This is a genomic window from Prosthecobacter sp. GW821-HT29F12 (assembly GCF_058803405.1).
The window spans coordinates 6,138,522-6,155,944 of sequence record NZ_CM179517.1; the positions used below are offsets into that span (position 1 = coordinate 6,138,522).

The 17,423-nt window shown below is 59.5% G+C and carries 13 protein-coding genes; 10 read left to right on the forward strand and 3 right to left on the reverse strand.

Annotated elements, in window-relative coordinates; translation table 11 throughout:
* Positions 1-183: 183 nt before the first annotated feature.
* Positions 184-1,128: a hypothetical protein gene (locus AC3RLQ_RS25425; RefSeq protein ID WP_493031463.1), complete on the forward strand. Its 945-nt coding sequence runs from the start codon at positions 184-186 to the stop codon at positions 1,126-1,128.
* A 612-nt stretch (positions 1,129-1,740) separates the two neighbouring features.
* Here the strand turns inward: AC3RLQ_RS25425 and AC3RLQ_RS25430 are convergent.
* Together AC3RLQ_RS25430 and AC3RLQ_RS25435 are read right to left on the reverse strand one after the other, a co-directional pair.
* Positions 1,741-5,085 carry a protein kinase domain-containing protein gene (locus tag AC3RLQ_RS25430; protein WP_493031464.1) on the reverse strand — a complete coding sequence of 1,115 codons (3,345 nt, stop codon included), beginning with the start codon at positions 5,083-5,085 and terminating at the stop codon, positions 1,741-1,743.
* A 65-nt stretch (positions 5,086-5,150) separates the two neighbouring features.
* Positions 5,151-6,887 (reverse strand): Hsp70 family protein, encoded by a 1,737-nt coding sequence (locus tag AC3RLQ_RS25435; RefSeq protein WP_493031465.1) that lies wholly within the window; start codon positions 6,885-6,887, stop codon positions 5,151-5,153.
* A 61-nt stretch (positions 6,888-6,948) separates the two neighbouring features.
* Between AC3RLQ_RS25435 and trpD the strand changes: the two genes are divergently transcribed.
* The 8 genes from trpD to AC3RLQ_RS25475 all read left to right on the forward strand — a co-directional run bounded on the left by trpD (position 6,949) and on the right by AC3RLQ_RS25475 (position 14,731).
* Positions 6,949-7,986, forward strand: coding sequence for an anthranilate phosphoribosyltransferase (trpD, locus tag AC3RLQ_RS25440; protein ID WP_493031466.1), 1,038 nt, complete (start codon positions 6,949-6,951; stop codon positions 7,984-7,986).
* 67 nt (positions 7,987-8,053) lie between these two features.
* Positions 8,054-8,944, forward strand: coding sequence for a hypothetical protein (locus tag AC3RLQ_RS25445; RefSeq protein ID WP_422321118.1), 891 nt, complete (start codon positions 8,054-8,056; stop codon positions 8,942-8,944).
* A 53-nt stretch (positions 8,945-8,997) separates the two neighbouring features.
* Positions 8,998-9,633 carry a hypothetical protein gene (locus AC3RLQ_RS25450; protein ID WP_493031467.1) on the forward strand — a complete coding sequence of 212 codons (636 nt, stop codon included), beginning with the start codon at positions 8,998-9,000 and terminating at the stop codon, positions 9,631-9,633.
* Complete coding sequence (locus AC3RLQ_RS25455) at positions 9,584-10,294, forward strand: formylglycine-generating enzyme family protein (RefSeq protein WP_493031468.1); 711 nt, start codon at positions 9,584-9,586, stop codon at positions 10,292-10,294. Before AC3RLQ_RS25450 ends, AC3RLQ_RS25455 begins: the two co-directional genes overlap by 50 nt.
* Positions 10,295-10,566: 272 nt before the next feature.
* Positions 10,567-11,772, forward strand: a complete 1,206-nt coding sequence (locus AC3RLQ_RS25460) for a formylglycine-generating enzyme family protein (protein ID WP_493031469.1) — start codon at positions 10,567-10,569, stop codon at positions 11,770-11,772.
* A gap of 94 nt (positions 11,773-11,866) precedes the next feature.
* Positions 11,867-13,330, forward strand: a complete 1,464-nt coding sequence (gene gatB, locus AC3RLQ_RS25465; RefSeq protein WP_493031470.1) for an Asp-tRNA(Asn)/Glu-tRNA(Gln) amidotransferase subunit GatB — start codon at positions 11,867-11,869, stop codon at positions 13,328-13,330.
* Positions 13,331-13,432: 102 nt separating this feature from the next.
* On the forward strand, positions 13,433-13,585 hold the full coding sequence (locus AC3RLQ_RS25470) for a small basic protein (RefSeq protein ID WP_395732737.1): 153 nt from the start codon (positions 13,433-13,435) through the stop codon (positions 13,583-13,585).
* Between the two features lie 12 nt (positions 13,586-13,597).
* Positions 13,598-14,731 (forward strand): pseudouridine synthase, encoded by a 1,134-nt coding sequence (locus AC3RLQ_RS25475; RefSeq protein WP_493031471.1) that lies wholly within the window; start codon positions 13,598-13,600, stop codon positions 14,729-14,731.
* On the opposite strand, the gene AC3RLQ_RS25480 is transcribed toward AC3RLQ_RS25475, so the two are convergent.
* On the reverse strand, positions 14,613-15,518 hold the full coding sequence (locus tag AC3RLQ_RS25480; protein ID WP_493031472.1) for a diacylglycerol/lipid kinase family protein: 906 nt from the start codon (positions 15,516-15,518) through the stop codon (positions 14,613-14,615). The genes AC3RLQ_RS25475 and AC3RLQ_RS25480 overlap by 119 nt on opposite strands.
* Positions 15,519-15,641: 123 nt before the next feature.
* Between AC3RLQ_RS25480 and AC3RLQ_RS25485 the strand changes: the two genes are divergently transcribed.
* Positions 15,642-17,378: an NADH-quinone oxidoreductase subunit G gene (locus AC3RLQ_RS25485; RefSeq protein ID WP_493031473.1), complete on the forward strand. Its 1,737-nt coding sequence runs from the start codon at positions 15,642-15,644 to the stop codon at positions 17,376-17,378.
* Positions 17,379-17,423 lie beyond the last annotated feature (45 nt).

Below are 17,423 nucleotides of genomic sequence, written 5' to 3' on the forward strand. Positions count from 1 at the left end.
CCGATGGCGGGCAAGTCGCTGGTTTTGAACGGCGCAGCGGCTGATCTGTCCATGATTTAGCGCGGTAGTTTGGAGGATTGAGATTCGCTTTCCCCGCCAAGCCGCCGCGCCTTACATGGTGAATTACAGATTGCAGTTTACCATGGTAAGCTGCTACAATTCTCGCAATTAGGTTCCACCCCCATGCTCGCTGAACGCTCACTCAGTTCATTCGTCGTCGTCGCGTCACTCGTGGCGGCGGTGTCGGCGTTTGGTCAGGGGGCGTCCTCGGTTTCAGCCACAGGAGCTGCTGCGGCATTGAAAAAGGCGGGGACTGCTCCGGCTGTCCAAAGCAAATCCGCCGCGCAATCATCGCCGCCGCGCAACATTTCCGCGACGGTGCCCAGTTTCAGTTCGTCCTCGATGCCGCACTTGGGATACGCACGCTATCCATGGAAGCTGGACATCGTGGCCACGGTGTTCTGGGTGGGCGAGCAGCCGACGGAAAACAATCCCACGCCCAACGACAAAAGCTCCTGGGACACGCAGTGGATGCAAAACTTTGGCGGCTATGATGATCCCGATCCCACGAAGCGGACGGACAATTACACGCCCGTTGGATTCACGCCGAAGCAGAACCCGTTTTATGTGGCGCTGCCGTACAATGACTGCATCGATTACAACTCGCACAAGCCCGAGGCCTCCCGAGTGATCCCGTGGTTCAAGCAGAAGTTTGTGCGTTCCGGCAAAACGGTGCTGAAAGGGCAGTGGATCGCGATTCGCTACGGCAACCGAGTGTGCTACGCGCAGTGGGAGGACTGCGGCCCCTTTGTGACGGATGACCATGAGTATGTTTTCGGCAATGCACGCCCCAAGAACACAAGCAACCGTGGTGCGGGGATCGACATCTCGCCTGGAGTGCGTGACTACCTTGGCATCTCCAGCAGCGGGCGCTGCGACTGGCGTTTTGTGGATGTGAGTGAAGTGCCCGCCGGTCCGTGGCGGAACCTTGGCAGCAACAATCATTTCGTGACGCAGCAGAAGGTCGAAAAGGCGCGGGAGCACACGGAAATCTCCTCCCGGCTTGAGGAACTGCGCCGCATGCGTGACGCCTACTTCCAGCAGAACGGGAGCGGGGCTCCGCGGTGAGCTTTGATGCGATGGGGGTGGGGTGATGGATGAGTGGAAACTCAGGCCATCGTGCGGGCACAAAACGAATCCCCTCACCCTTACCTTTGACTTCGTCTATCTCCGCTTCGCTACGGTTCCCCAAAGAAGGTCTTGGGCATTGCAATATCGTCGGTGGGGAGAGGGGATTCGCTCAATGTCCTCACGATGTTATGCACCAAGAAGGTTATGAAATTATTTGAATGCGCTATGTGCGGAAGCGGTGGGCGGTGAGATGCGTGAGGGATCGGGACGATCCTGTCCTCCGCGACTCTGAGCGTCATGGGCGTTGCCTGACGAGATAGCATTTTCCGAGACTGAGTTCCGTAAGGAGTGGCATTTTTAGCCTGGGGCCATGAGAAGCGCTTTTGGAGGGCGGCTGCGGAGCTGTGGCTTTCGAGTGGCTAGTGGAGTGGGTGAGCAGAACGGCTGGCGAAGGATTACCGGCTCCCGCATTCGAGCTTTTTCTGGTACGCGTGCGCCACCGAGTCCGTCGAAAGCGGTAGCTGCGTTCGTTCCTCACTTCGCAACCGCAGTCCATATTCAGATGGGCGGGCTGTCGCCACACTCATCCCACGAGGGCGCATGCCTGACTTATTGAGGCGGAGTTTGGAAGTCGAGCTGGCCGTTTTTGAAGAGGTAGGGGAGGGACGCGCCGGGTTTGGTGGTGAGCTGGGCGGCGGGTTTGGCCTCGATGGTGCGGTCGGGGCCGGTCTGGGGCTGGTTGGTGCAGTCCTGCACGTAGATGGTGGCATTGAGCGGTGATTTGGCTGGCAGCTTTTCTTCGGCGGGGGCGAAGGTGCATTTTTCGAAGACGCAGTTGCGGGTGGCGAGGGCAAAGGTCTCGGGGACACGGCAGTTGATGAAGCGGCAGTTTTGGATGCTGAGCCAGTCTTTGGTCAACTCGGTGCTGGCATCCTCCCGAAACACGATGGGGCCCAGATCGAGGTCGAGCAGGGTGCAGGAGTCGAGCTTCATGCCCACGTCGCTCACTCTCCAGCCCTGCATGAAGGAGCCGAGGAGCACGCAGTTGGTGAAGTGCCATTTGGTGCTGAAGTAGGCTGTTCCCCAGGGGCCTTCCTTGGCGAACAGGCAGTCCTGAAACAGGCTGTCGCGTGCATCGAAACTGCCACCGAGATCGGCGGTGATCTTCACATCGTGGAAATGGCCGCTGGCGGCCTGCCAGGAGCCTTCACGCAGGTGGAAGCGGACGTTTTCGATGCGCATGCCGGGGAGGCTGGTGACATCGGCGCGCTGCTCGTCGTAATTGGCTCCCGGGTCTTTTTTTCCCGGTGCCCCGATGTCGATGCGGCGCAGGGGACGGTAGGTGCCTGCTGGAATCGTGAGCTTGCCAGTCCACTCGGTTTTCTTGAGAAACGGGTCCAGCATTGCGGGAGCGCTGGAGATCTGGTCTTCGACCGTTTGGAGGTCCAGCGTCTTTACCTTGGCGGATTTAATCGTGACGGCGTGATTCAGCGGGAAGATTTCCAGCGGGTTGTCCACTTTGGAGTAATCGCCGAAGTGGAGGAGACGACGTTTGCCATCGACGCTGATGCTCTGCATGTGAGGCATGATGCGCCACTGGATGGTGACAAAGGTGTCTTCGGGGATGCGTCCCATGCCGGGCACATGCCGGGCACCGGCGGCATCGCCATCGATGCGGAGCTCGTCCTGGTTTTTTTCCCAGTTGAAGATCACCTGCTTGGCGGTGTAGGCCAAGCGCAGGTCATCCTTGTGAGTTTTCACCACGAGGGTGAACTCCACGGGCGGCGTGAACTTCTCCGCGGAAATGAAGCGGTCGTTTTTTTGCAGCACCATCTCCTTGCCTGCGGGCAGGAGTTCCTTGGCCTCATTGAGCAGAGCGGCACGTTCGCGAGAAAGACTGGCGATACGGTCACCGGCGAGCTTGGCGTCGTCCAGCTTTGCGGCCTGGGTCCATTCCGCCTGCACGGCCTTCAGGACTTCCTCATACTTCAGGAAGAGGGTGATGATGCCATTGTGCAGGGCGATCTCGATGGGGCGCAGACTGGTGCGGTAGGTGGAGCGCAGCGTTTTCAGCGGTGCAGGCAGATCTGCGGCATCCTCTGCAGGCAGCGGGCTGTGACTTTTAATGAGCTGCTGTTCCTCGCGCAGGGCGAGCGCCTGTGGCAAGCGCGCTGCGGCTGTCTCGGCTGACAGGGCACGATCCAATGCGGCGAGGTATTTGGTGTTCAAGTCATCCAGGGCGGTGCGATGAACCGCCAGCACGTCGCGCTCCAGCGCGGCATGGAAGCTGGTATCCAATTCGCGAAGCCGTTTCGAGCCTTCGCTTTCGACAACCGGCGGGGAGGGGGGGGCGGGAGCAGGAACTGGCGCGGGGGCAGGGGCCTTCGATGGCGCGGCATCCCATTCGAGAATGAAGGCACGCATGGCGGTGACAAAGCCCAAGCCCCATTCCGCTTTAGTACCGGAGTTTGCGCTGATTTTCAGAACAAAGTTTTTCTCCGGCTCAGATGCGGCGGTCATGGCATCCTCCCAGCGAGTGAATTCAAAGGGTTCTCCCGTGACCCACTTCCAAACGCCGTTTTCGCGCACGCCGCCGATGGTGGCCATCACCTGAGGAACCTGTTTCAGATAGGTGGGAAGGGTCCGGTTCATCCAGTCCTGCTCGGCCTGGCTGTTGATGGTGGCCAGATGGGCGCCGAGGCTTTGCGCGTGCTTCAGGGCATTGGGCTGGCTCATCCGCTCTTCCACGACCTGGTAGTGGTGACCGTTGTAGCTCAGCACCGGGAGTTTGGACAGTGGGCTGCCCTTGGGGGCGTTGGGGTCGGTGCGTACGATGACCGGTGTGGGGGCGGTAGTGTTCGGTGGCGTCTGATTGGATGGTGGGCTGGGAGGCTCCTGTTTGGCGGGTTCGGTCTGAGCGACTTCGGGTGCCGGTGGAGACGGAGGCGGCTCACCACGCCGCATGAGAAGTACAGCCGCCACGCCGACGACGATCAAGGCGGCGGCGATCATGCCCCATGGGGTGCCTGGTGGCGGCGGGGGTGGTGGTGGCTGGCGCGGCTGCATGCCACCGGCGGGCGCCTGACGGGCCGGCTTTTCTTTGGCGACGGGGACGGTGAGGATCTGATCGAGATCCCGGCGCAGTTCGCGAGAGGACTGATAGCGTCTGGCGACATCCTGCTCCATCGCTTTGCGGATGATGGCGTCGTAGCGGGTGTCACAGCCCACTTTTTCACTGGGCATTTGGAAATTGCCGCGCGGGATTTTGCCGGTGAGCATGTTGTAGAGCATCACGCCCACGGCATAGAGATCGGCACGTCCATCAACCTGCATGCCGATGACCAGCACCTCGGGTGCGACGTAGTCCGGGGTGCCCATCGTGGTGCCTTCCTGGGTCAGGCTGCCGGACTGCCCAGGATCGTGCATGCGTGCCAGACCGAAGTCGGCCACCTTCACGGTGCCTTCCATGTTGATGAGGATGTTCGCCGGCTTGATGTCGCGGTGAACGACGCCGTGCTCATGCGCATAAGCCAAGGCGTCGCAGACGTGGGCGGTGATGGCCAGCGCGTGATCGACCGGCAGTTTGCCTTGCGACTGGATCATCTTGGCCACGTCCGTGCCGTCGATGTACTCCATGACGATGTAGAGGAGTTCATCGCGGGTTTCGCCGAAATCGTAGACGGCCACGATGGCGGGATGGTTCATCCTGGCCATCGTGCGCGCCTCGTTCTTGAAGCGTTCGATGTATTCGGCCTCGTCTTCGGCCACCTGGGGTGGCAGGACCTTGATGGCCACGAGCCGGTCGAGAGAAGTTTGCCGTGCCTTGTAAACGGCGCCCATGCCACCGCAGCCGATCATTTCCCACTGATCATACTGAGGCAGCATGGCCTGCAGATGCTCTGGTGATGGCGGTGTCCAACCCACGGCTCCGTCATGTTGAGGTTTCTCATTCATGCCCTGTGAAAACGATCATTTGCGGCGGAGCGTAGCGGTCTGCTCCAAGGATGGGAACTGGAAAATCAAACGAGTCCGCGGCGCACCAAAGATTCCTCCATGGCGCGATCGATCAGCATCACGGCCAGTGTCTGAGTGGCGTCATCCAGCAACTGGGTGGCGGCTTTGAGGGCCTTGGCGTCATGGTCCGTGGCGTCAAGCAGGACACGCACCGTGGCGGCCTGGCTGACCACGGCAGATTTCTCTTCAGCGCTGATTGCGTCACCGAGTTGATCCAGCGCGGCATCGACGGCGGGCAGCAGCTCTTCGGCTTTGAGTTTTGCTTCGGTCCAGATGCGCTCGTTCATGTCCTCGAAGGCGAAATCAACGCTCTCGGAGATCATCTGCTCCACACGTTCGTCTTCGACATCGACGGCGGTGCCGCTGATCTGCAGCGTGGTGTCCTGATTGGTCGCAGTGTCGCGGGCGAGCACGTGCAGGATGCCGTCTGCATCGATGCTGAACTGCACGCCGACGCGGGCGCTGCCTTTGGGGCCGGAGGGGAAGGGGACTTCGATGCGGCCGAGCTCCCAGTTGTCTTTGGCGAGTTCGCGTTCGCCCTGAAGGATGCGGATGAGCATGCTGTCCTGATTGGCGACGGCATTGGTGAACATCTCACCGGCTTTGGCGGGGATGGTGGTGTTGCGCGGGATGATGATGTTCATCAAGCCGCCGAAGGTTTCGATGCCGAGCGAGAGCGGGGTGACATCGAGGAGGAGGACCTGGCGCAAACTGCCGCCGAGGATGCCCGCCTGGATGGTGGCGCCGAGGGCGATGGCTTCGTCCGGATTCTGAGAGGTGTTGGGTTCACGACCGAAGATTTCGCGCACGTAGTCGCGAACCAAGGGCATGCGGGTGCTGCCGCCGACGAGGATGATTTCATCGAGCTGTTCGGCTTTGACGCCGGCATCGCTTAAGGCACGCAGACAGTGGATGCGGGTGCGCTCGATCCATGGGCGGGCGATTTTTTCGAGATCGGCGCGAGTGATGTCGAGGCCGTTGAAGCTGGCTGAGTCATCGGTGGAGAGGCGCTTTTTGACGGACTCGGCGGCTTCGATGACGCGGATGTCGTGGGAGGGCAGCGCGAGTTTTTGTGCGATGAATTCGGCGAGCAGGCGGTCAATGTCATCGCCACCGAGCTGGGTGTCGCCAGCGGTGGAGAGCACCTGGAAGGTGCCGTCGCGCATTTCGAGGACGGAGATGTCAAAGGTGCCGCCACCAAGATCATAGACGGCGATTTTTTGATGCTCGGTGAGTTTGTCGAGGCCGTAGGCGAGAGCGGCGGCGGTGGGCTCGCTGAGGATGCGCAAGACTTCGAGGCCGGCGAGTTCGCCAGCGCGCTTGGTGGCGTTGCGCTGGGCGTCGTTGAAGTAGGCAGGCACGGTGATGACGGCCTGGGAAACGGATTGTTCGAGAGCGCGTTCGGCGACGGCTTTGAGGTGCTTGAGGATTTCTGCGGAAACTTCGACGGGCGAGGTTTTCAGTTCGCTGAGAGAGTAAGGAGGAGTCCATCCGGCCTCGCCGGGGCGGCGGCCGATGAGGCGCTTGACCGAGGTGATGGTGCGTGTGGGGTGCAGGGCGCGCTGGCGCAAGGCCACGGCTCCCACGGAGATGCTGCCATCCTGGGCCATGCACACGGCGCTGGGGGTGCTGCGGCTGCCGTTTTCATCGGCGAGGAGGATGGGGAAGCCGCTGTCAACGACACCGACGAGGGAGTTCGTGGTGCCGAGATCGATGCCGAGGATGTGGGAGTTTGGATTCAACGTTTCGAGAGGTTCACACGGGTGGGCTTGCTAAACACTGCGCTTTGGTCAAAATCAAATCATGGAATTACTGACTACAGGCCTGATGACCGGGGAGCACCTCACCGAAGACCAAATTGCCGATGCGGCAGCGCAGCTGGTCGATGCGGCTGTGACGGCGGCAGGCAAGGCCAACTTTTTGCGGGCCCTGGCGAAGAAGGGCGAGACGCCGGCGGAGATCGCGATGTTTGTGAAGGAGTTTTTGAAGCTGGCAGTCGATCCGGGGATTGACCGGGCGAAGCTGCCGGGGCCGATGCTGGATGTGGTGGGCACGGGTGGGGATCAGCTGCATTTGTTCAATGTGTCGAGCACGGCGATGTTCATTCTGGCGGCGGGTGGCGTGTGCGTGACGAAGCATGGGAACCGTGGGATCACCTCGAAGGCCGGCGGTGCGGATGTGCTGGAGGCGCTAGGTATCAAGATCGACCTGCCGAAGGAGAAAGTCGTGGCGGGCATCGAGAGCATCGGGCTGGGGTTCTTCTTTGCGCCGCTGTATCACCCTACGTTCAAGGCGGTGGCGGAGGCGCGTAAACTGCTCGCGGCGGAGGGGCAGCGTTCGATTTTCAATGTGCTCGGGCCGCTGCTGAATCCAGGGCGGCCGGACTACCAGCTCATTGGGGTGTTTGATCCGAAGCTGACGCGGGCGTTTGGCGAGATTTTGGTGCAGCTGGGGCGCAAAGGAGCGTGGGTGGTGCATGGCAGCGCCGCAGATGGGCAGGGGATGGATGAACTTTCGACGCTGGGGGTGAATGAAGTGTGTCAGGTCGCGGAGGGGAAACTCAGCGAGACGCGGATTGATCCCAAAGACCTCGGCTTTGCCAAAGCGGCGTTGGAAGATCTGGTGGGTGGGGATGCGACGGAGAATGCGCTCATTCTCGAAGGCGTACTGGCGGGAACGATCAAGGGAGCCAAGCGTGACATCGCGGTGCTGAATGCGGCGGCGGGTTTTGTGATCACCGGCGTGGTGGCGGATCTGATGGCAGGCAAAGCATTGGCTGAGGAACTGCTGGAGCGTGGCGCGGCGCATGCCAAGCTGCGGGCAATGCAGGATCTGATTTGAGCTGATTTTCCCGCAAGACAGGCATGGGAAAGATGTTAAGGTGTCTTAATAATCTTTTCTCCTGCCCATGCCTCACCCCAGTGAAGTGCTTCAATACGCCCAGAAGGTGCCGCACACCATGTGGGCCACCATCGCGATTGTGGGGTTCTTCGCGTTTGCGGCCGGGCTGGCGTTTGCGAAGGGGGTGGTGCAGCAGATCATCAATGTGGCAACGCTGGCGCTGTGCGCGGCGGCGGCGTGGTATGTCTTCATGCACCGGACGGTGATTTTCGGCGCGGCGGGGATGCAGATCACGACGAACCGGATGGTCGTTGCGTCGGTGATTGCGGCGGGGATCATGTTCGCCGTGTGCAAGGTGGGGAAGTATTTTCTGGCGGCCTTTGGCCTGATGCGAATGCTGGGAGGGCTGACGGGGTGGAAGGGACTGATCGTGAGCATCCTTCCTTCTGGCGCGCTGATGTGGATGGGCAGCGTGGCGCTGCGCATCGTGGGGAGTCTGTATGGCATGGAGAACGCGGCGGAGATCGTCAAAAAGGGTGGCTCGATCGAGAGCCAGGCGAAGTCCATTTTTTACAGCCTGAGCCAGAAGATCGACAACAGCCCCATCGGCGGGCTGGTGAAGAGGCTGGACCCGTATGACATCAAGCCGACGGCGAATCTGGCACGACTGCTGATTCTGTGGCCGGAGGGGACGATGTGGCAGCGACTGGCCGAACAAAGTCCAGCCACGGCCAATGCGCTGAATCATCCGCTGATCGCCAAGCTCGGCTACGATCCGGAAGTGCGGAAGGCCATCGAGAACAAGGACTTCGCGGGGCTGATGCAACTGCCCCAGGTCGAGAAAGTGGCGAACCACCCGGACTTGCAGCCTATTCTTGGAGGCATGCAATTGGAGCAGGCGATGGACTCGGTGGTGTACAAGCAGCCACCGCCGCCGCAGCCGGTGAGGTTGAACTAAAAAACGGGATTAATTTCGTTGAATTAAAAACGAGATTAATTCTAGTGGTTCCTATGGGAAAATCAGCAGCCGTTGTCATCGCCATAGCCGCGATTGTGTTCACCAATTGTGCATATTCACAAACAGCACCCATCCCAGAAGTGGCCGAGCTGCAGGCAAAATATGATGAAAAAGTGGGGCTGGAAGTTGTGCGCCCCCATGAACTAGCTGTGGCGGATCTGAATGCAAAGTATGCCGCCGCATTGGAACGTGCACAGGAGTCCGCGCAAAAAGCAGGAAATCTGGATGCCGCCTTCGCCATCAAAGAAGAGAAAGAGGCGGTGTCGTCGGGCAAGCTGATGACGCAGCTGGATGATGCAAAAGCCCCCGCCAGTCTCAAATCCATGCGCGCCACATATCAAGGGGCTCTGACCAGGCTGGAGGCGGAGCGTGATAAAAATCTGCTGCCTCTGAAGGATGCCTATGAAGGATGCCTATGCCAGGTCTCTCGAGGCTTTGACTGTGACCCTCACCAAAAGCGGACGTTTGGAAGAGGCGATGGCTTTGAAGAAAATGCGCGAAGATTTGCTCGCAAGCAAGGGGGGCGCTGCATTGGCAGCATCAGATCCGTCAGGCAAATCCTTCACCAACAGCCTTGGCATGAAGTTCGTGAAGGTGCCGGAAACCAAAGTTCTTTTCTGCATTCATGAAACAAGGCGGCAGGATTACGAAGCCTATGTCGCTGAAAATCCGAATGCTGACGCTTCGTGGAAAAATCAAGTGAGCGCCGGCGTTCCCGTGGGCGACAAGAATGACCATCCGGTTGTGAGTGTGAACCTGGATGATGCGCAAAAATTTTGTTCCTGGCTCAGCAAAAAAGAGGGTAAACAATATCGGTTGCCCACTGACCGTGAATGGAGCGTGGCTGTTGGCATCGGCAATGAGGAAAAGACAACTCCGACAAGTACTCCTGCCATGTTGAATCAACAAATTCAGGATGCTTTTCCCTGGGGCGGCGATTTCCCGCCTCAAAGCAAAGACCCGGGGGGCAACTATGCCGATAGCGCCACCCTTGAAAAGATGCCCAAACGTCTGGTTATCAAGAATTATACAGATGGTTTCGCAACCACAGCTCCCGTGATGAGCCTCAAGCCAAACAAAATGGGGCTGTATGACATGGGTGGCAACGTCTGGGAGGTGGTCAGTGACTTGTTTTCTCCTGGCATAGTGGAGTATGTGCTGAGAGGAGGCTGCTGGCATGATCATGAGCGCCTGTTTTTGCTATCATCATGCCGCGTACATCATAAGCCTGAAACCAGGCATAATGACGGTGGCTTCCGGTGCGTTGTCGAACTTTCCCCTGGGAAGTAGCTGTGTCGTTCGGCTGCGCCAGCCGCCTATGAAGACATCAGCTTCGGCCTTGCATACTCTCGTAATTCGGCTTTGGCTTGCAGCGTTTCGTCATGCCCAAAATACCGGTCTTGAAGTGCAGGCCCCTTCGCTGCCACAGCCGGTGAGGATGAACTAAGAAATGAGATTTAATTCAAATGATTATCACGGGAAAATCAGCGGCCATCGTCATCGCGCTCGCCGCGATTGTGTTCCCCCATTGTTCATATCCACAAACAGCACCCATTCCCGAAGTGGCCGAAGTGCAGGCAAAATATGACGAAACAGTGAGGCTGGATGTCCTGCGCCCGCATGAACTGGCTGTGACAGACCTCAATGCCAAGTTTGCGGCCGCATTGGAACGTGCGCAGGAGGCAGCGCAAAAAGCAGGGAATCTGGATGATGCCTTTGTCTTCAAGACAGAGAAAGAAGCTGCCTTATCGGGCCAATACATGCCGCCGCAGGATGACGCAAAGACTCCCGGCAGCCTTAAAACCATGCGTTCCACCTACCGTGCAGCCTTGGGAAAGCTGGAGCTGGAGCGTGATAAAAAGTTCCGCCCCCTGAAGGATGCGTATGCCAGGTCGCTTGAAGCTTTGATGCTGGCCATGACGAAAGGCGGCAGGCTGGAGGAGGCGATGGCTTTGAAGAAAATGCGCGAAGATTTGCTCGCAAACACTGCTGTTAGTGGGGCAGCAACGCCCGGCGGAGCTGGTGTGACAATGGATCCGAGTGGTAAATCTCTCACCAACAGCCTCGGCATGAAGTTTGTCCAAGTGCCAGGAACGAACGTCCTCTTCTGCATCCATGAGACTCGGTACAAAGATTATGCGACCTATGCCATGGATGCGCAAGGTGTGGACGGCTCATGGAAAGTGCAAAAGACAGAGGGGTTCGTCATGGATCGTGCGGAAGACCACCCTGTCTTGAGAGTGAGCTGGGAAGATGCACAAGGTTTTTGCGCGTGGCTGAGCAAGAAGGAGGGCAGAACCTACCGGCTGCCGACGGACAAGGAATGGAGCCAAGCTGTCGGCATCGGACGTGAGGAAAAGTGGGCGAAAGATACCACGCCTGCGACGGTCTTCAGGAATCAGACGGACTTTCCTTGGGGGGACAAGTGGCCACCACCCAACGGGGCCGGAAACTATTCTGACCAGAGTCGAAAAGAAAAGGCACCCGCAAAGAATTCTCAATATTTCGACGGGTATGATGATGGCTTCCCAAGCACATCCCCCGTGATGAGCTTCAAGCCCAACAAGCTGGGCATCTACGATCTAGGAGGCAATGCCTGGGAGTGGTGTGAAGATTGGTTCGACAGCACAAAAAGTGATCGCGTATTGAGAGGCAGTTCATGGAGCCACTGGGAACGAGAAAATTTGCTTTCGTCCTTTCGCGATCACCACAAACCGGGCGAGCGCTTAAACCTCGGATTCCGTGTGGTGACCGTTGCGGCCCCCTAAAGGGTTTCGCAGGCCCGAAAAAACCGGCAACGGCACGTTGCCCCGGGCGTGGCTCTCGCTTTGATGTTCCGGCACTCGCCCTTTTTCTTTTCGCATGCCCAAATACATCCTCACCATCGGTCTTGAAGTTCACGCGCAGCTCACGACGCGCAGCAAGATGTTCTGCGCCTGCCCGGTGGAATATGGTGCTGAGCCGAACACGCACACCTGCCCCACGTGCATGGGGCTGCCGGGGGCGCTGCCGGTGCTGAACCAGGCGGCCATTGAGAAGACCATTCTCACGGGGCTGATGCTGGGGTGCGAGACGCCGCCGGTGGTGAACTGGGACCGCAAAAACTACTTCTACCCGGACATGCCGAAGAACTACCAGATCACGCAGATGCCCTTCCCGCTCTGCCTGGGCGGTGGTGTGCCGCTGTATGATTATGCGTATCCCAAGGACGCGCAGAAGAGCATCGCCAATCCGGGCAAGGTGGTGAAGCTGACGCGCATCCATCTGGAGGAGGACGTGGGCAAGTCCACGCACTATGACAAGTTCAGCGCGCTCGACTTCAACCGCGCCGGCACGCCGCTGATGGAAATCGTCAGCGAGCCGGACCTCGACAGTGCGGAGGAGGTGGTGGCCTACCTGGGGAGTCTGCGGCAGATCCTGATCTACGGCGGCGTGAGCGATGCTGACATGGAGAAGGGCAACATGCGCTGTGACGTGAACATTTCCCTGCGTCCCGAAGGCCAGAAGGAGCTGGGCACCAAGATCGAACTGAAGAACATCAACTCGATGTCAGCCATTCGGCGTGCGATCAAATTTGAGGCCGAGCGTCAGGCCGACATTTTGGACGCGGGTGGCAAGCTGGAGCAAAGCACTCTGCGCTGGGACGATGACCGTGGGGAGACCACGCTCATGCGCTCGAAGGAGGACGCGCATGATTACCGCTACTTCCCGGATCCCGACTTGCTGCCGGTGCGTACGGCGGACCTCGTGGCCAAGATGCGGTTGCAGGTGCCTGAGCTGCCGCATGAAAAACGTGCGCGTTTTGAGAAAGACTATGGCTGCAGCGCCTATGATGCCAGCGTGCTGGCGAGCGAAAAGGAGCTGGCTCTCTGGTATGAGGCAGCCGTGGCCGCCGACACGCAGGTGCCGGCCAAGAAAATTGCCAACTGGGTGATCAATGATCTGCTGGGTGCTCTGAACGATCGCTCGCTCACGCTTGCCGACTGCCCGGTGAAGCCGGAGGCGCTGAGCTCCTTGGTGGCTACCATTGAAGGCGGCAAAATCTCCAACAACCAGGGCAAGGAAGTGTTTGCCGAGATGTTTGAGACTGGGAAGCCTGCGGCCGAAATCATCAAGGCCAAGGGCTTTGAGCAGGTCAGTGACACGGGAGCTCTGGAGGCCATCGTGGAGCAGATCCTCGCGGCCAATCCTGACAAAGTGGCCGAAGTCAAAGGCGGCAACGAGAAGGCCATGAACTGGTTTACGGGGCAGGCGATGAAGGCCAGCCAGGGGAAAGCGAACCCGAAGATGGTGACGGAGATCGTGCGGAAGAAGGTGCTGGGGTAGGGGGGGGGCTCTCTGTTCGTCCCAGCGCGTACAAACCCCTTGCACCCCGGTCGGGGGCTGCTATTCTTCGCGCCCTTTTTCACCCCCAGACCCTTTAGAATCATGTCCCAGCATAGCAGCCTCAAGACTTCCGGCTCCGTCGGCACCAAGCGCAGCGTTTTGAAGCGTGGTGAGCGCGTCAAGCTTCTCAAATCCCGTGGCCAGTGGAAAGAAGGACGTCTTCCGACGAACCTTCCGAAGACCAAGCCCGAGTAAGGCTTTCCTCCTGTGCGCCTTAACCGATATTTGAGCCAGTGCGGCATTGCCTCACGGCGTGGCGCGGAGGAAATCATCCTCGGCGGTCGTGTGTCCATCAACGGACACGTCATCACCGAGCTTGCCACGAAGGTCCAGCCCGAGGACAAGGTGGTCGTCGATGGTTCTCCGGTGCGTGCCGAGACGCCTGTCGTTCTCGTTTTGAACAAGCCGAAAGGCTACCTGTGCTCCCGTGGGGACAAGCAGGACCGCATGACGATTTACGATCTGCTGCCGCTGAAGTACCAGAATCTGCATCATGTCGGCCGTCTGGATAAAGACAGCGAAGGCCTGATTCTCCTGACGAATCGCGGAGATCTCTCCCACCGGATCATTCACCCGAGCCAGGGTGCTGAAAAAGAATACGAAGTGGTCGTCGATCAGGCGCTCAATCCGGACGTGATGGCGAAGCTCGTCAAGGGTATGATGACCGAGGAAGGTTTCGCCCGTGCGGAACGCACCTGGATGGACGGCGACTACCGGGCGCACATCGTTCTCAAGATGGGGCTCAAGCGTCAGATCCGCATGATGCTCTACTACCTCGGCTACGAGGTCACACGCCTGACCCGCATCCGCATCGGCTGGCTGAAACTGCACGGTCTGGCCCGAGGTGCGTACAAAGAACTCACGCCGACGGAGGTCGAACGTTTCTTCAAGGAAGAGCCGGCCAAGCCGAAGCTGGAACGCATCAAGCCTGGTGAAGACAAGGATGACGGGATCGAAGATCACCGCCCCGCAGCACGCAAGCGCGCCACGCCACGTGTGCATGAAGCTGAGGCCCGCGAACCGCGTGGTTTCAAGCCCACCCGTGGCAAGAAGAGCGGCCCTACGGCTCGCTTTTCAGAAGACAAGCCTGTGCGTGGCAAAAAGAGTGGCCCTACGGCCCGCTTTTCTGAAGACAAGCCTGCTGGGCGTGGCAAGAAGAGCGGCTCTGCAAGCTGGTCTTCCGGAGACAAGCCTTCGTATTCCAAGCCCAAGTCCAGGACTTTCAGCCCGCGCTCACGCTCAAGCGGAACGGGGCGGGACGAAAAACCACGGGGGCGATCAGGTCCGCCAGCTCGCCGTCCAGCTCCACGGGGGCCTCGCCGCGGTCCGTCGTCACGGTGAATTCGCTGGTCTGGATGTAGTCCAGGTCATCGCACTCGTGGTAGCCATCTAAGAGCATGCCGCGCAGAAGCTGGATGAATTCCATCCCGCCGAGGCCGCGAAAAATGAGGAGATCGAGTTTGCCGTCTGTGTTGGAGGCATTGCGGAACAGGGGAAACGGCCCCCCGTAGTGCCTGCCATTGCCCACCAAGACCACGGTGCCGACCATGGGCGCTTTGCCTTCGATTTGTACACTGAGTGCCGGCGGGGTGCGCATGAGCACATTCACCGCGCTCATGACATAGCTGAGGGGGCCGTACTTTTTCTTGGCCTCCCAGGAGGTTTCCTGGACGATCTGGGCATCAAGACCGACCCCGGCGAGCTGGGCGAAGTACATGTCGTTCGCCATCCATAGATCGACCTCACTGCGCTGGCCGCTGGTGATCTCGCGCCAGCAGGCTTCGATGTCGCGACCCGGCAGCTTCAGTTCCACGGAAAAAACGTTCATGGTTCCCAACGGCAAAACGCCGAGGGAGGTGTGCTTTTCACCGGGTTTGCGGCGGGCATTGGCCCGGCAGATGCCCTGCAGCACCTCGTTCATGGTGCCGTCTCCACCTGCGGCCACGACGAGTTCGTGACCTTCTGTGGCGAGGCGCTCTGCGATCAGGGTGGCATCGCTGGGGCCGGTGGTCAGGTGGAGCTCCGGCTCCGGGGAGAGCCTGCGGAGGGCATGCTCAAGGGAGGCAGCCTTCGTGCTGCGTGCGGCGGGGTTCAGAATGACCGGAATGGGCATGAGGGCGGCATTCATGGCACGTGGCGCGGGACTTCGCAAAGTCTCATGCCGGGGCGCTTGTGAAACTTTTCACAAAATCGGGTTGCCCCTCTCCGAGCGGCTCCGATAATCGCCCTCAGCCCCCTTTCCCCTTCGCTCATGCCTGCCCCCGCCGAAGCTCCCGCCCCCGTTGCCGCTCCACCGCCTGTCGATCTCGTGAATGTACAGATCGATGGTGTCTGGCACAAGTTCCCCAAAGGCACGCGCATGATCGAGGCGTGCAAGCAGGCCAAGAAGGAAGTTCCCCACTACTGCTACCACCCGAAACTGTCCTCTCCCGGCAACTGCCGCATGTGTTTGGTGGAGATGGGCATGCCGCCGCGTCCGGCCCCGGGCACCGAGCCTGAGAAAGACGAGCATGGCATGCCGAAGATCGGCTGGATGCCGCGCCCGGTGATCGCCTGCGCCAACACCGTGGCGGAAGGCATGGGCATCCGCACGGAGTCCGTCCTTACACAGGAGTGCCGCAAAGGCGTGATGGAATTTCTTCTGATCAATCATCCGCTCGACTGCCCGATCTGCGATCAGGCCGGCGAGTGCCGTCTGCAGGAGTTCAGCGTGGAGCACGGCAAGGGCGAGAGCCGCTTCCGTGAAGACAAGGTCAAGAAGCCGAAGAATGTGGACATTGGCCCACGTGTGCGTCTTGATGACGAGCGCTGCATCATGTGCAGCCGCTGCATCCGCTTCACCGCTGAGATCGCCGATGAGCCGGTGCTCGGCTTCACTGAGCGTGGCAGCTTCACCACGCTGGCGGTGCATCCCGGCAAGCGCCTGGAGCACAACTACTCGCTCAACACGGTGGACATCTGCCCGGTGGGCGCTCTGACCTCGAATGATTTCCGTTTCCAGCAGCGCGTCTGGTTCCTCAACGAGACGAACAGCATCTGCACCGGCTGCGGCCGTGGCTGCAACATGGAGATCAGCGCTCGTGGGGACACGATCTATCGCCAGACTCCGCGTGACAACAACGACGTCAACTCCACCTGGATGTGCGACAGCGGCCGCCTCGACTTCCACTTTGTGAACAGCGAGTTCCGCCTGACCGATCCGATGATCAAGTCGGGTGGCAAACATCAGATCGCCACCTGGAAGACGGCGCTGAGCAACATCGCCACCGCTCTCGCGGGCAAGAAGGGCGAGGAGATCGCCATCATCGCCAGCGCGCGCATGACGAATGAAGAGCTCTTCTTTGTGAAGCATCTGGCTGCGCAGCTTGGCACCACGAATGTGGACGTCATCCCGCGCACTGGCGGCGGTGACAACTACCTCCGTGCTGACGACCTCAATCCGAACACGAACGGTGCGAAGCTGATTCTGGGCATCGAACCCGGTGCGAAGCTGGCCGAGATCACCGAACTCATGAGCCGTGGCCGCCTGCGCGTGGTGCTCGCGCTGGGTGAGAACCTGCTGAAGGTGGGATTCAATCAGCGTGATCTGGAGAAGGTGCCGTTCATCGCTTCTTTGCACATTCTGGCCAATGCGAGTGCGGAACTCAGCGACGTGGTGCTTCCTGGTACTGCCTATGCGGAAAAACGCGGCAGCATGATCAATGTGACGGGTCGTTTGCAGCGCCTGAACAAGGCTGTCAAAGTCCCCGGCAACGCCCATGACACCTGGGAAATCCTGCGCGACCTGATCGTCGCCTGCGGTGGCTCGAACGGCATCCATACTGTTGAAGATGTCTTCAAGCGTCTCAGCACTGAAGTCACTGCTTTTAATGGGCTGAGCTTCTCCAAGATCGGTGATCTGGGGGTGCAAGTGATTGAAACCGGCGAGAAGATCCCGCTGCTGGAGCGCGAGAAAGAGCGCAAGGCGAAGGGGATTATTGTTGGGTGATGGTCGTCGGGGACTGACCTCATGTTGATGCATGGGGTTTGTGCG

Coding starts and splice junctions, on each gene's coding strand:
- AC3RLQ_RS25430 (WP_493031464.1), bottom strand. CDS start 5,085: ATGAATGAGAAACCTCAACATGACGGAGCCGTGGGTTGGACACCGCCA.
- trpD (WP_493031466.1), top strand. CDS start 6,949: ATGGAATTACTGACTACAGGCCTGATGACCGGGGAGCACCTCACCGAA.
- AC3RLQ_RS25455 (WP_493031468.1), top strand. CDS start 9,584: ATGAAGTTCGTGAAGGTGCCGGAAACCAAAGTTCTTTTCTGCATTCAT.
- gatB (WP_493031470.1), top strand. CDS start 11,867: ATGCCCAAATACATCCTCACCATCGGTCTTGAAGTTCACGCGCAGCTC.
- AC3RLQ_RS25485 (WP_493031473.1), top strand. CDS start 15,642: ATGCCTGCCCCCGCCGAAGCTCCCGCCCCCGTTGCCGCTCCACCGCCT.
- AC3RLQ_RS25445 (WP_422321118.1), top strand. CDS start 8,054: ATGCCTCACCCCAGTGAAGTGCTTCAATACGCCCAGAAGGTGCCGCAC.
- AC3RLQ_RS25470 (WP_395732737.1), top strand. CDS start 13,433: ATGTCCCAGCATAGCAGCCTCAAGACTTCCGGCTCCGTCGGCACCAAG.
- AC3RLQ_RS25425 (WP_493031463.1), top strand. CDS start 184: ATGCTCGCTGAACGCTCACTCAGTTCATTCGTCGTCGTCGCGTCACTC.
- AC3RLQ_RS25450 (WP_493031467.1), top strand. CDS start 8,998: ATGGGAAAATCAGCAGCCGTTGTCATCGCCATAGCCGCGATTGTGTTC.
- AC3RLQ_RS25480 (WP_493031472.1), bottom strand. CDS start 15,518: ATGAATGCCGCCCTCATGCCCATTCCGGTCATTCTGAACCCCGCCGCA.